The sequence below is a fragment of the Xanthomonas axonopodis genome, assembly GCF_001304695.1.
Lineage (GTDB): Bacteria > Pseudomonadota > Gammaproteobacteria > Xanthomonadales > Xanthomonadaceae > Xanthomonas > Xanthomonas axonopodis.
Window position 1 is genome coordinate 1 of the sequence record NZ_JFAQ01000214.1, and the last position, 13,594, is coordinate 13,594.

Annotated in this window: 9 protein-coding genes, 1 other RNA gene and 3 pseudogenes; 7 read left to right on the forward strand and 6 right to left on the reverse strand. The window is 64.5% G+C overall.

What is annotated here, in order from left to right:
* A partial coding sequence (locus XAXN_RS22785) for a hypothetical protein (protein ID WP_209018946.1) occupies nt 1–211 on the forward strand: 211 nt, incomplete at its 5' end.
* A gap of 6 nt (nt 212–217) precedes the next feature.
* Here the strand turns inward: XAXN_RS22785 and XAXN_RS17225 are convergent.
* Entirely contained in the window at nt 218–1,855 is a 1,638-nt protein-coding gene (locus tag XAXN_RS17225; RefSeq protein WP_054320455.1) for a Na+/H+ antiporter, read from the reverse strand.
* A 703-nt stretch (nt 1,856–2,558) separates the two neighbouring features.
* Here XAXN_RS17225 and XAXN_RS17235 point away from each other — a divergent pair.
* Nucleotides 2,559–3,116 (forward strand): fasciclin domain-containing protein, encoded by a 558-nt coding sequence (locus tag XAXN_RS17235; protein ID WP_042823836.1) that lies wholly within the window; start codon nt 2,559–2,561, stop codon nt 3,114–3,116.
* Between the two features lie 519 nt (nt 3,117–3,635).
* On the opposite strand, the gene XAXN_RS17240 is transcribed toward XAXN_RS17235, so the two are convergent.
* From XAXN_RS17240 to XAXN_RS17255, 4 genes and pseudogenes are all read right to left on the reverse strand, one after another.
* Complete coding sequence (locus tag XAXN_RS17240) at nt 3,636–5,072, reverse strand: UdgX family uracil-DNA binding protein (RefSeq protein WP_042823838.1); 1,437 nt, start codon at nt 5,070–5,072, stop codon at nt 3,636–3,638.
* A gap of 306 nt (nt 5,073–5,378) precedes the next feature.
* Nucleotides 5,379–6,623, reverse strand: a complete 1,245-nt coding sequence (locus XAXN_RS17245; RefSeq protein ID WP_054320457.1) for a putative DNA modification/repair radical SAM protein — start codon at nt 6,621–6,623, stop codon at nt 5,379–5,381.
* A 207-nt stretch (nt 6,624–6,830) separates the two neighbouring features.
* Entirely contained in the window at nt 6,831–7,649 is an 819-nt protein-coding gene (locus XAXN_RS17250) for a dioxygenase family protein (protein ID WP_042823840.1), read from the reverse strand.
* A 28-nt stretch (nt 7,650–7,677) separates the two neighbouring features.
* A pseudogene (locus tag XAXN_RS17255) lies at nt 7,678–8,041 on the reverse strand (DoxX family protein).
* A 109-nt stretch (nt 8,042–8,150) separates the two neighbouring features.
* Here XAXN_RS17255 and XAXN_RS17260 point away from each other — a divergent pair.
* From XAXN_RS17260 to XAXN_RS17280, 5 genes and pseudogenes are all read left to right on the forward strand, one after another.
* A pseudogene (locus tag XAXN_RS17260) lies at nt 8,151–8,952 on the forward strand (LysR family transcriptional regulator).
* 233 nt (nt 8,953–9,185) lie between these two features.
* Nucleotides 9,186–9,755, forward strand: coding sequence for a flavodoxin family protein (locus XAXN_RS17265; protein WP_042823844.1), 570 nt, complete (start codon nt 9,186–9,188; stop codon nt 9,753–9,755).
* 137 nt (nt 9,756–9,892) lie between these two features.
* Nucleotides 9,893–10,888 carry an aldo/keto reductase gene (locus XAXN_RS17270; protein ID WP_054320459.1) on the forward strand — a complete coding sequence of 332 codons (996 nt, stop codon included), beginning with the start codon at nt 9,893–9,895 and terminating at the stop codon, nt 10,886–10,888.
* 120 nt (nt 10,889–11,008) lie between these two features.
* Nucleotides 11,009–11,227: pseudogene (locus XAXN_RS17275) on the forward strand (glycosyltransferase); the annotation flags it as partial.
* 149 nt (nt 11,228–11,376) lie between these two features.
* Entirely contained in the window at nt 11,377–13,446 is a 2,070-nt protein-coding gene (locus XAXN_RS17280) for a M13 family metallopeptidase (RefSeq protein ID WP_054320461.1), read from the forward strand.
* Nucleotides 13,447–13,450: 4 nt separating this feature from the next.
* On the opposite strand, the gene XAXN_RS21960 is transcribed toward XAXN_RS17280, so the two are convergent.
* Nucleotides 13,451–13,530, reverse strand: a non-coding RNA gene (locus XAXN_RS21960) — sX9 sRNA.
* Between the last annotated feature and the right edge of the window lie 64 nt (nt 13,531–13,594).

Below are 13,594 nucleotides of genomic sequence, written 5' to 3' on the forward strand. Positions count from 1 at the left end.
CCGTGACGATGGGAGTGGCTCAGATGGGATGCTGTCTCCCGAGGTCCCCAACACCTGGGCCAACACGCAGATCAGCCTGAGCATGCCTGCGCGTGATGTGCATCAGTACGCAAGCGAGCTCCTGCACGACAACGACCGCATGACCGCCCGGCTCCTACGATTTCCCATTTCCCGATTCCCATTTCCCGATTCCCGATTCCCGCGCGCGTGAGCGCGCTCACGCGCGCTTGCGCGACTCGATCAGATCCAGATTGCGCACCAGCCGTCGCGACAGGTCGTCGGAAATCTCGCGCCGCCGGGCCAACTTGAACAGCTCGTTGCGTTCGGCCACCAGGGCCGCATGGCGAAACTGGCGCAGCGCCTTTTCGTAGGCCACCGCCTCTTCCGGATCGGTCTCGGCCATATCCACCCCACCGAGCTTGCGCTGATAGCGCTGGCTCACCTGGTTGGCCGCCGCGTTGTAGCGCTCGGCATGCTTGCTGTCTTCCACCAGCCGCTGGCGTAGCTTTTCCACTGCATCCAGCGCCGCCTGCGAAGCGGCTTTCACGGCCAGGTCTTCCTTGAGCTGCTCGTCTTCTTCCTCGGGCAGCTCCAGCCCGCGCAACAACCGCGGCAACGCGACGCTGGCCACCAGCAACGAGACCAGGATGACCGAGGCCGCCAGGAAGATCGCCAACTGGCGGGCCGGGAAGGGCGAGCCGTCTTCCAGCATCAACGGCAGCGTGAGCACGCCGGCCAGGGTGATCGCACCGCGCACGCCGGCCAGCGACACCGCCACCACGATTCGCCACGGCGGGCTGACATGCGCCTCGCCACGCCACTGCGCCTTGAAGATGTTCCAGCGCAATGACAGAAACACCCACACAAAACGTAAGGCCATCAGGCTGAGACTGATGGTGGCCACGTACACCGCCAGCCAGCAGGGATTGAGGTGCCCGGCCTCCTGCACGCTGCGCACCGCACCGTCCAAAATGCCCGGCAACTGCTCGCCCAACAGCACGAAGATGATGCCGTTGAAGGTGAACTGCACCGTGTCCCACACCGCCGAACGCTGCAGGCGCATATTGCCGGGCGCGTTGCCGGCCATTTCCACGTAGCTCATGGTGATGCCGGCAGCGACTGCGGCCAGGATGCCGGACGCATGGAAGGCTTCGGCCAGCAGATACGCAGCAAATGGAGTGAGCAGGTTGACCAGGATCGCCGAACCGGGCTCCTCGCCGAAATGCCGCCAGATCCAGACCTGGATGCGGCTCAACCCGACGGTCGTCGCCACGCCCAGGGCCAGGCCGGCCAGCGCCACCCACAGAAAGGTCAGCGAAGCGGCCGCCACCGAGAAGGTGCCGGTCAGCACCGCCGCTACCGCGAACTGGAAACACACCAGACCCGAGGCGTCGTTGAGCAGCGACTCGCCTTCCAGGATGTGCATCAGGCGCTTGGGAATCGGCACCTTGGAAGCAATCGACGACACCGCCACCGGGTCGGTGGGCGAAATGATCGCCGCCAGCGCAAATGCCACGGCCAGCGGCATCGCCGGGATCAGCCAATGAATAAAGAAGCCGGCGCCGATCACCGTGAAGATGACCAGCCCCAACGCCAATTCCAGAATGGCCGCCTTGTCGCGGAACAGGCCTTGTTTGGGAATGCGCCAGCCATCCAGAAACAGCAATGGCGGCAGGAACAACAGGAAGAACAGCTCCGGTTCCAGCTCGTGCCCGGCATCGAAAACGCCGGAGACCACCGCACCCAGCACGATCTGGACCAACGGCAACGGCAGCGAAAACGGCAGGATGCGGATGAGGTACCCGCTGGCCGCGACCGCCAGCAACATGGCGAGGACGACATCGATCGAATGCATGAAGGGCCCGGAATGGAAGAACGGCCGCACGTGCGGCGTCGCATATTGCGACGCACAACAACGCACTTACCGGACCATACCGTGTTGCACCCGATGATGAAAACCACCGCAGTGGCCCGCACCTTGACCTGTGTGGGCGATACAGCAAGGTTGTTGCGGTTCGGTTCAATTGGCCGGCGTCCGATACGCTGGCGAATGGAGACAGGCGCAATGACGATCTTCAAGCGCGCAGCCTGCGGCAAGTCGATAGCGCATCGACGCGACGGGGAGCTGCTGCAGCGCCAGCAGTAAAGGACGATACGACGACGCACGCACAGGTGTTTCCGCAAGCGCGGCCGGCGTTCTCGACACAAGCCAGTCTGCATCGGCCGGAGAGTGCGTGAGCAATCGATCCGATCGAGCCGAAGGCATGGATGGGGTATTGCGTATCGCCCTGGTGTTTCCTTGGAACGCTGCGAGCCACCGCGCTGTGGCCTCGAATGACGCGGGAAGCGCATGCCGGGTGCGGCAACCGGTGTCGTATCGCAGTCGGTGTTGGCCCACTCCTGCACCGGTGCCTGCACTTTCCTCTGACGCCGTCCTCACCACGCCAAACGCGGTGATGAATGTCAAAACAGCGTGATGCATCCGGTCGTTTCGCAGGTGCATATTGACGCTACGGTTGCCATCCAGGCGATCGCCAACCCAAAAGGATCGATGCCTCATGAAGACTTCATTCCAGTCGCTTGCCGTTGCCACCGCCTTTGCCCTGACCAGCGCCCTGGCCCCCGCCTATGCGGCGTCCAATCCGACCGTTGGCGGCGCGCCGATGCTGGCGACCAAGGACATTGTCGACAATGCGGTCAATTCCAAGGACCACACCACGCTGGTCGCTGCCGTCAAGGCCGCCGGCCTGGTCGATACGCTGAAGGGCCCGGGCCCGTTCACCGTGTTCGCACCGACCAATGCGGCCTTCTCGGCATTGCCGGCCGGCACCGTCGATACCTTGCTGAAGCCCGAATCCAAGGCGACGCTGATCAAGGTGCTGACCTATCACGTGGTGCCGGGCAAGGTGGATGCCGCCTCGCTGATCGCCAAGATCAAGGCCGGCGGCGGCAGCACCACGCTGACCACCGTGCAGGGCGAGCCGCTGACCGCAAAGCTCAATGGCAAAAAGGTCACCATCACCGACGTCAAGGGCAATACCGCCAACGTCACCATCGCCGATGTCATGCAGAGCAATGGCGTGATCCACGTGGTGGACAAGGTACTGATGCCGTAATGGCCTGCAGTCGCACCGCGACGCGTCGTTGCTGACGCACCCATGCTGCCATCGGCGGAATGCGGTTTTTCCGCCGATGGCGCGGTGTTTTCATCCAGCGTGCAGTAGTGCAGAGGCGTTTTTTTAAATAGGCTTTACGTCGATGAGGCGACCGTCTGGTAAGCGCGGACGTTGCTCGACTTCGACACGAACGATGCCTCGGTTATTTCGGTAGTGGGCAAGCAAGAGGCAATCCCTGACGGCTGACCGTTAGATTCTGGTTGTCACCGTTGATCAGCATATCTGCGGCACTGATCTGCAGTGGGTGGCCGTTGATCTGCGAGCGCACCAGCGCAGACAAAGCTTCGCTCAACATGCTACGCGTTGCGCGAGCCAGCTCCCAGCGACCGCAATCAGACCGCGAAGCGGCGGTGATGGAGCGACCGGCGTGCCGGTGGCTCCGCTTGGTGTCCTGATTCTCCGACAACGTGCGCGTGCCCTTGCAGGCGTATTTTTTTGCCCGTGCGGCACGCGTTTTCTCTATCTCGACCGATCGCTGGGCGGCGGCGGTGGATCCAGCAACTGACGAAGATCTTCGACAAATCCGCGATACCCTTCTTCGCGCGCATCCGTCGATGGCTGGCGTAATACCCAGGACGGATGCACCGTGGTCAACACAGGCGTGCCGTCGTCCAGGCGCTGCCATTGCCCGCGCTCGCGCATCAACCGGAAGCGGCTTCCCAACACCGCTTGCGCCGCAGTCGCGCCCAGGCAGACGATCTGCGCCGGACGCACTTGCGCCCGCTCGGCCTGCAACCACCCGCTGCAGGCCTGCACATGGGTGCGCTCGGGATTGCGATGCAGCCGCCGCTTGCCGCGTTGCTCGAAGCGGAAATGCTTGACCGCATTGGTGACGTAGAACTTCTCGCGGTCCACACCCAGCTCGCCCAATGCCATGTTGAACAGGCGCCCGGCGGGCCCGACAAACGGACGACCGCTCAAGTCCTCTTCATCGCCAGGCTGCTCGCCGATCACCATCACCGACGCATCGTCGGGTCCTTCGCCGAACACCGTTTGCGTTGCCGGCTGCCACAGTTCGCAACGCCGGCAATCGCGTGCGGCAGTGCGCAACTGCGCCAGGCTCTGGGTTGCCACTTCCGGCAATGGCACGGGCGCCGCCGGCACCCGTCGCCGCACCGGCTCGGGCGCGCGCTCGGCCATCTCGCGCACACGCACGCCGGCTTCGCGGATCAGCTCCGGCAACAGCGTGGCTTCGGGCAGGTTCTTCCAGTATTTCTGCGGCATTTCTTGCCGCATCATGGTCGGGTTGAGCCGCGCCGGGTTGAAGATATGCGCGTAATACGTGCGCCAGAGCGTCTCCTGCGCATCGTCGGCTGGCACCTGGGTACGCACCGCACCTTCGCCAAAGGTCAATGCCTGCCCATCCCAACGCACGCTGCGGTACGGGGTCAGGATGGCCCAGCGCATGCCGGCAAACCGGCGCGCAAAAAACGGCGCTACGCCATCCACGATCCAGTGCTCGGGCTCGAACCAGGACACGAAGTGTTCTTCTCCCCCGGGCAGACGGCGAAAGCGCACGAAGGCCTTCATCTTGTGCGTATCGCGCTGCACCGCTTTTTGCCATTGCCGTAGCCGGTGCACATCCACATCGGTGGCGCGTTCCAGCAAGGCTTTTTCTCCAGAAGCAACGCGCCACAGCAAGCGATACAACACGGCGTGCCGTTGCGGGTCGCGGTGACACAGCACCGAGGCCGCCAGCTGCATGAAATCTGCAGAGACCCGTGGTGGCGGCACCACGGCCGGCAACTCCAACAGGCCCTGCCCCATCAGCAAGCCGCCCTGCGCACCGCCATGCCAGGCCACATCGTCCGGCTCTACCTGCGCGCACCAGCCTGCCCGTGCCAACGCACGCCATGCTTCAAAACTCCATGCGGGTTCCACGTTGGCGTTGAACATCGCTTGCCTTGCTCTTGTAGGGGTGCCGACATGCGCTTTGGAACCGTACGGCCGCGCAATGCCGTTGCCAGCATGCACGGTACCTGCGCTGGCGGGGTCAGATGCTATTGAGCGGGAGATTCGGGATTCGGACTCGGGATTGGGGACTTGCGAACGCTGGCATTTGGCTCCCGTCAACAGCGACGTTATCGGTACCACCGCGCAGGCGCGCGCGCCCTCATCCACGCTTCGGGCGCCTTCCGCTTCATGAAGGAGGACACTGTCCAGTGGAAGAAGAAGGCAGCATCGCTGCGGGCGGAAAAATGCTCAATCAAACAACCCCGCCTGCCGAGGCGCCGGCGCCAACTGCGCCCGTAGCCTCACCGGATCGTCCAGGCGCTGCCGTGGATGGTGATCGAGCACGCTCACGAACGGCAGCAGCTTTTTCATCGGTACGCGCAGCCGCGCCAGGTCGCCAACGCGCAAGCGCGCATGCCGCCGCGACAACAACAGTCGCTCCACGTTACGCGTGCCCAGGCCCGGGACGCGCAACAGCATTTCGCGCGGCGCCGCATTCAGATCCACCGGAAACCGCTCCGGGTTACGCAATGCCCAGGCCAGCTTCGGGTCCACGTCCAGGTCGAGCATGCCGCTGGACTGCGCCGGCGCAATTTCTTCCACAGTGAACTCGTAGAAACGCAGCAACCAGTCGGCCTGGTACAGCCGGTGCTCGCGCTGCAGGGGCGGTGCCTGCAACGGCAGCTTGGACGAGGCATCCGGGATCGGACTGAAGGCCGAGTAATACACCCGGCGCATGCGGTAATTGCCGTAGAGATTGTGGCTGGTGTCCAGAATGCTACGGTCGTTGGCATTGTCGGCCCCGACGATCATCTGCGTGCTCTGCCCGGCCGGTGCGAAGCGCGGCGGCTTGGCACGGCGCACCGTTTCAGCCTTGCGTTGGAGCTGGTTTTCTTCGATGCGCCAGCGCAGCTCGCCCATCGCCGAGCGGATGCCGCCCACGCTTTTTTCCGGTGCCAGCAGCGTCAGGCCCTGTTCGGTGGGTAACTCCACGTTGATGCTCAAGCGATCGGCATGGCGTCCGGCCGCCGCCAGCAACTCCGGGGCCGCATCCGGGATGGTCTTGAGATGGATATAGCCGGCGAAATGGTGCACCTCGCGCAACTGCCGCGCCACTTCCACCAGTTGCTCGATGGTGTAGTCGGAGTTACGGATGATGCCGCTGGACAGGAACAGGCCTTCGATGTAATTGCGCTTGTAGAAGTCCAGCGTGAGCGTGACCACTTCTTCCGGCGTGAAGCGCGCACGCCGCACATTGCTGGACACGCGATTGACGCAGTACGCGCAGTCGAAGATGCAAAAATTGGTCAGCAGGATCTTCAACAACGACACGCATCTGCCATCGGGCGTGTACGAGTGGCAGATGCCCATGCCCTCGGTGCTGCCGATGCCGCCGGTGCCCAGCGAATTGCGCTTGTTGGCGCCGCTGGAAGCACAGGAGGCGTCGTATTTGGCGGCGTCGGCGAGGACGGCGAGCTTGTCGAGGATTTTCACGCGGGCAGCATGCAGCGGTGGCGTCTCAGCCTATGAGACTCGCCTGCACACGATCGTGAATGCTTCAGAGCGCTGCGGGTTGGCGTGCTCCGGCTGCTCGCGACTGCATGCGCCCCGCCCCTGTCGAACCTGCGGCTGCGCCATCCGCATCGGCATTGCAGCGCTTGGCTCTCAAGTACACCGATGCGCCCACGTCTGCACCCGGTGTTATGCCGCGACCGGGTCTGCCATCGCTGCAGGGCCATCGAAGCGATACAGATCCATGGCGAGAAAGCCCGCATCGATACCGGCGTCGATGCGCTGCGCACCGAGCCGGTCGTCGCCGGCTGCGCCCATTGCCACGTACAGCGGCAGCCAGTGCTCGTCGCTGGGATGCGCGCGTTCGGCATGCGGCGCCTGGCGGCGGTAGTCCAGCAGTGCAGGGATGTCGTTGTCCAGCAGCTTGCGTTCGGTCCATTCGATGAAGGGCCGCACGTACGGCGCTTCGCGCTCGGCACTGTAGCCGTGGCGGAAGTCATGCAGGTTGTGGGTGATGCTGCCCGAGCCGATCACCAGCACGCCGTCATCGCGCAACGGCGCCAGCGCGCGTCCCACCGCGAACTGGTGCGCCGGTCCCAGCTCGGGCTGGATCGACAGCGACACCACCGGGATGTCGGCGTCCGGATACAACAGGCGTAGCGGCACCCAGACGCCGTGATCGAAGCCGCGCTGCGGGTCCAGGTGCGGATGCAGGCCGGCCTGCTCCGGCCGGCGCACGATCTGCTGCGCCAATGCCGGCTCGCCGGGCGCTGGATAGTCCAGCGCGTACAACGGCGCCGGGAAGCCGCCGAAGTCGTGAATGGTCTGCGGCCGCAACGCACCGCTGACCAGCGGGCGACGGCCCAGCCAATGCGCGCTCGCCACCACGATGGCCCGCGGCCGCGGCAACGCGTGCCGCAGGTCGGCCAGGCGCTCGCCGACCTGCCCCGGCTGCAGCGCAGTCATCGGCGAGCCGTGCGAGATATACAGGGAGGGCAAGCGGGTCATGGACAGCTCCTTGATGGATGAAACAGCATCAGCGCGACGGCTTCAACGCAAACGCACCGTCGCCGAGCAACGCTTGGACAATCAGCAACACCGTCCATAACGCCGGGTATTCCCAGCCGCCGCCCGGGTTGGAGAAACCGAATCCGTTGGCACCATGCACCGTGACAATCGTGCCCAGCAGCAAGGACACGCCAAGGCCGAGTTCCAGCGTCATGCTGACGTACGCCAACGCGGCGGGCAGGCCGAGCGACTGGAAATACGCCACGGTGCCGGCCGGCGTGAAAACCAGCAGTTTGGTCAAACCATGCACCAGAAACAGCCCGCCCAGGCTGATGCGCAGCAAGGTAAGTGCCATAGGCGGCGGTGCGTGGAGATGCGAAGGCGCTTGTCATGGCACGGACTCGGTAGAGGATCACCACCACAGCCTATCCTTCCAAAGTTTCCGATAAATCCACTTATTTCATATAGATTATTTCTCTTGAGGTAACAATCGGACCTGCCATGGATACCCTCGATGCGATGCGCGTGTTCACCGCCGTGGCCGAGCGCAGCGGCTTCAGCGCCGCCGCCGATGCATTGGACCGCTCCACTGCCAGCGTTACCCGCCAGGTTGCCGCGCTTGAACAGCGGCTCGGCACCCGCCTGCTCAACCGCACCACCCGCCGGGTCAGCCTGACCAGTGCCGGTAGCGCCTACTACCAGCGCTGCCTGCAGCTGCTCGCCGATCTGGACGACCTGGAGGCCACCATTGGCGCGCAGGCACTGGAGCCGGCCGGCGTGCTGCGGGTGAACGCGCCGGTGAGCTACGGCATCGAGCGCCTGGGCGCCTTGCTACCGGGCTTTCGCGCGCGCTACCCGCAGGTGGAGCTGGACCTGTCGCTGTCCGACCGTCTGGTCGACATGGTCGAAGAAGGCTTCGACGTCGCCATCCGCATCACTCGTCAGCCGGCGCCGATGCTGATCGCACGGCAGTTGGGGACGGTCCGCATAGCATCGCCGGCCTATCTGGCGCGTGCGGGTACGCCGCGACATCCATCCGATCTGGCCGGCCACGAATGCCTGCTCTATCACTACTCGCCCACCGGACGCTGCCGCGCTGGCCGGGCAAGGCATCGCGATGCGGCCGGATTTTCTGGCCGAGCCGCATCTGTCCGCCGGGCGCCTGGTGCGCATTCTTCCCGAATACGCACTGGGCGAAGTCGGTATCTTTGCGGTCTACACCAGCCGCAGCCATCTGGCGCCGAAGGTGCGCAGCTTCATCGATTACCTGATCGAATGCATGGCCGAGCCGGGACCTGGTTGAGCCCGAAGCGGTGCCAACAAACGTGTCGCTGATCCGGTGCGTGTACCATTACGGCGGGGATCTGGTATCGGGATTGGGGAACTGGTCACACAAGCACGCGCGGCATTTCGGCAGGCGCATCATGCTAACCCGCTGCGGCAAACGACCGCGGCAACAGTTCGTCCCGTGCGTGGTCATTCTGCTGTCGCGACCGGTGTGCGCACAATCTGGCTCCCCGTTCAACAGGAGTGCCCATGAGCAAGATCGTCATTGTGTATTTCAGCGGCTACGGCCACACCGTCAAGCAGGCCGAAGCCGTGCACGCAGGCGCGGCCAGTGTCGGCGACGCCACGCTGTACCGCATCGACCAGGACGGCAACCTGCCCGACGAGGCCTGGGACGCCATCAGTGCCGCCGACGCCATCATCTACGGCAGCCCCACCTACATGGGCGGCCCGGCATGGCAGTTCAAGAAATTTGCCGATGCCAGTTCCAAGCCGTGGTTTGCGCAGGCCTGGAAGGACAAGGTCGCCGCCGGATTCACCAATTCGGCATCGGCCAACGGCGACAAGGCCGCCACCATTCAGTATTTGTGGACCCTGTCGCAACAGCATGGCCAGATCTGGGTGGGCACCGGGCTGCCGCCGGCCAGCACCAAGGCGCATGGTCCGCAGGACGTGAACTGGACGGGCGGTTGGGGTGGTGCGCTGGCGATCTCGCCATCGGACGCGTCGCCGGACGAAGCGCCGCGCAGCGGCGATCTGGAAACCGCCAAGCTGTTCGGCAAGCGCGTGGCCGAAATTGCCGCCAAGCTCAAGGGCTGATCACGTCACAACAGCCCGCGCAGGTCGGCAGCACTGCCTGCGACCTGCGCGGGCTGTGCGTTAGCGCGTGGGCCACATCGCGCTAACGCCTTTCACGCCATTGTTCCCCGACCCTTTGCTGCACGGAGTCCCCCACCATGCAAACCCGCACGCTTGGCCGTTCCGGCCCCACCGTTTCGGCCCTGGGCCTTGGCTGCATGGGGATGAGCGCGTTCTATGGCGACCGCAGCGACGAGGCCGCCTCGATCGCGGTGATCCACCGCGCGCTCGATCGTGGCATCAGCTTGCTCGACACCGCCGACATGTACGGCCCGCACACCAATGAAGTGCTAGTCGGCAGGGCGATTGCCTCGCGCCGGCATGAAGTATTTCTGGCCACCAAATTCGGCATCAAGCTCGACCCCAACGACCCCTCGGTGCGCAGCATCGATGGCAGCCCGGCGTATGTGCAGTCCGCGTGCGAAGCCAGTCTGCGTCGGCTGGGCGTGGAGCATATCGACCTGTACTACCAACACCGCGTCGACCCCAACGTGCCCATCGAAGACACCGTGGGCGCGATGGCGCGCCTGGTCGAACAGGGCAAAGTGCGCTTTCTCGATTTGTCGGAAGCGGCCGCAGCCACCATTCGCCGTGCGCACGCAGTGCACCCCATCACGGCGGTGCAGACCGAATATTCGCTGTGGTCGCGCGAGCCGGAAGACAACGGCGTGTTTGCCGCAGTGCGCGAACTGGGCATCGGGTTCGTACCGTACTCGCCGCTGGGACGCGGTTTTTTGACCGGCGCGTTTTCGTCGCCGGACGATTTCGATGCCGACGATTATCGCCGCCATTCGCCGCGTTTCCAGGGCGAAAACTTCACCCGCAACCTGCAGCTGGTGGAGCAGGTCAAGGCCATCGCTGCCGACAAGGGCATCACGCCCGGGCAACTGGCGCTGGCCTGGGTGCTGGCGCAGGGCCAGGACCTGGTTCCGATTCCGGGCACCAAGCGGCTGGCCTATCTGGAAGAAAACATCGCTGCGCTGGATGTAGCCCTGATGCCGGACGAGTTGGCCCGCATCGATGCCATCTTCCCGCCGCAAGCGGCGGCTGGCACGCGCTACCCGGAAGCGATGATGGGCGCGGTCAACCGCTGAGCCGTGCTGCCATGGTTTAGAGCCTCTAGCAGGTAGCGGCAGCCAACAGGTGGGCGCGGACGGCACGCTCAGGACCGAAGTGTACGCAGGTGGTACACGGCGATTCCGAGCATCGGCCGTACGCGGTACTACGCCGGCGAAGATGTGGCGCTCAGTCGCGCCCTGGCGCGCTGCGGACGCTTTGTGATCTTGCGCCAGACCGTGCACACCTCCGACCGCAAGCTGCGCAGCTTTTCCAAGCGTGAGCACCTGGGCCTGCTGTTGCGGTTTCTGTGGCGCGGACGGCGCATGCTGCAGACCCGCGACGCACTCGGCTTCTGGTACCAACGCCGGCGCTGAACAGAGCGTGTCCGCCTCACCCCGATCCGCAGCCAAGGCTACCCTGGAGCCGGCACCCGGCACTGCAGGCCACTACACTGTGCTGTCCGTTTTGGTTATACGAGCTGCGCCGCATGGCTTCTTTGCATCGCCCCGTCCTGATCGCCGCCATGTCTGCCGCGCTGCTGACCACCGCCGCATGCCACCGCGATGGCGCGACACCGGCCGCGAGCACGCACCCGGCGCCGCCCCCTAGCAAGCCCAAGCTCGGCGATTTCGGCTTCGATGTGGCCGGTATGGATCGCAGCGTGGCGCCGGGCGACGACTTCTTCGATTACGCCAGCGGCAACTGGGTCAAGCGCACGCAGATTCCGGAAGATCGCGCCAGCTTCAACAGTTTCGTTTCCATCGCCATCGAGACCGAGCGGCATAGCCGCGACATCATCGAAGGCGCTGCCGCCAACGACCGCGTCACCGGCGAAGACAAGCAGATCGGCGACTACTACGCCGCCTATATGGACGAAGCCAGCATCGAGGCCAAGGGCGTGCGCCCGGTGCAACCGGAACTGGAGGCAATCGCGCAGCTCGACGACAAGCAGGCCCTTGCGCGCACCTTGGGCGGCCAGCTGTGTGCCGATGTGGATCTGCTCAACTCCACCAATTTCCATACCGACCGGCTGTTCGGCCTGTGGGTGTCGCAGGACCTGCATCACCCAGGCCGCTACGTGCCCTATCTGGTGCAGGGCGGCCTGGGCATGCCCGAGCGCAGTTTCTACCTGGACGGCGGGCGCATGGCGCAACTGCGCGAGGCTTACCGCGCGCATATCGTCACGCTGCTGGAGCTGGCCGGCATCGATGATGCGCCCGCCAGGGCCGAGCGCATCCTGGCACTGGAAATCGCCATGGCGCGCGTGCACGCGACCCCTGAGCAGACCAACAATGTGCAGGCTGGCGCCAATGCCTGGAAACAGGCCGATTTCGCGACCAACGCGCCCGGCCTGGACTGGCCGGTGTTCTTCGAGGCAGCCGGCCTCAACGCACAGCAGGATTTCATCGTATGGCAGCCGCGCGCGGTGAGTGGGTTGTCGGCGTTGGTGCAGTCCGAGCCGCTGCAGACCTGGAAGGATTATCTGAGCTTCCGCGTGCTGGACCGCGCCTCGCCCTACCTGTCCAAAGCCTTCGCCGACGAGCGCTTCGCGTTTTACGGCACCACGCTGGAAGGCACCCCGCAGCAGCGCCCGCGCTGGAAACGCGGCATCGACGCGACCAATGCCGCATTGGGCGAAGCGGTCGGCAAGCGCTACGTGCAGAAGTACGTCAGCGCACAGACCAAGACGCGTGCCGAAGAGATGGTCAAGAACATCATCACCGCGTTCGGCAAACGCATTGACGCACTGGAATGGATGAGTGCCGAAACCAAGCAGCATGCCAAGGCGAAAATCGCCGGCCTGACGGTGGCGGTCGGCTATCCGGACACCTGGCGCGACTACAGCGGGCTGGATGTGCGCCGCGATGATGCGCTTGGCAATGTGCAACGCGCCGAGGTATTCGAATACCGCCGCAATCTGGCCAAGCTGGGCAAGGCGGTCGACCATCGCGAGTGGTACATGCTGCCGCAGGAGGTCAACGCGCTGAACGTGCCACTGGAAAACCGCCTGATCTTCCCTGCGGCGATCCTGCAACCGCCGTTCTTCGACCCCGCCGCCGACGATGCGGTGAACTACGGTGCGATCGGCGCGGTGATCGGGCACGAGATCAGCCACAGCTTCGACAACATGGGCGCGCTGTTCGACGAGCACGGCGAGCTGCATAACTGGTGGACACCGCAAGACCTGAAAAAATTCGAGAGCGCGGGCGATGCCTTGGCCGCGCAGTTCAGCGCCTACCAACCGTTCGACGACTTGTCGGTCAATGGCAAGCTGACGCTGGGCGAAAACATCGCCGACGTTGCGGGCCTGGCCACTGCATGCGATGCCTACCAGTTGTCGCTGCAGGGCAAGCAGCCCCAGACCCTGGATGGTTTCAGCCCGGATCAGCGCTTTTTCCTGGGCTTTGCGCAGGCATGGCGCGGCAAGTACCGCGACGCGGCGCTGCGCAATGCCGTGCTCACCGACGTGCATGCGCCTGGCCGCTTCCGCGCGCAAACCGTGCGTAACCTGGATGCGTGGTACCGGGCCTTCGATGTGACACATGATCAGCAGCTGTATCTGGCGCCGGAGCAGCGGGTCAGGATCTGGTAAGAGTGGCTAACAAAACGTAGCGAGCGGTCGTCAGGCGGGCGTGGACGGCCCGCAGGAACCCGGAGTGTACAAGGGGGGGTACATGAGGATTCCGAGCACCGGCCTCGCCCGCCTGGCGGCTGCGTAGTAGTTTTGTTAGCGCTCTAAG

Excerpts from the sequence above, each read along its gene's own strand:
- XAXN_RS17280 (WP_054320461.1), top strand. The coding sequence starts at position 11,377 with ATGTCTGCCGCGCTGCTGACCACCGCCGCATGCCACCGCGATGGCGCG.
- XAXN_RS17250 (WP_042823840.1), bottom strand. The coding sequence starts at position 7,649 with ATGACCCGCTTGCCCTCCCTGTATATCTCGCACGGCTCGCCGATGACT.
- XAXN_RS17240 (WP_042823838.1), bottom strand. The coding sequence starts at position 5,072 with ATGTTCAACGCCAACGTGGAACCCGCATGGAGTTTTGAAGCATGGCGT.
- XAXN_RS17235 (WP_042823836.1), top strand. The coding sequence starts at position 2,559 with ATGAAGACTTCATTCCAGTCGCTTGCCGTTGCCACCGCCTTTGCCCTG.
- XAXN_RS17265 (WP_042823844.1), top strand. The coding sequence starts at position 9,186 with ATGAGCAAGATCGTCATTGTGTATTTCAGCGGCTACGGCCACACCGTC.
- XAXN_RS17225 (WP_054320455.1), bottom strand. The coding sequence starts at position 1,855 with ATGCATTCGATCGATGTCGTCCTCGCCATGTTGCTGGCGGTCGCGGCC.
- XAXN_RS17270 (WP_054320459.1), top strand. The coding sequence starts at position 9,893 with ATGCAAACCCGCACGCTTGGCCGTTCCGGCCCCACCGTTTCGGCCCTG.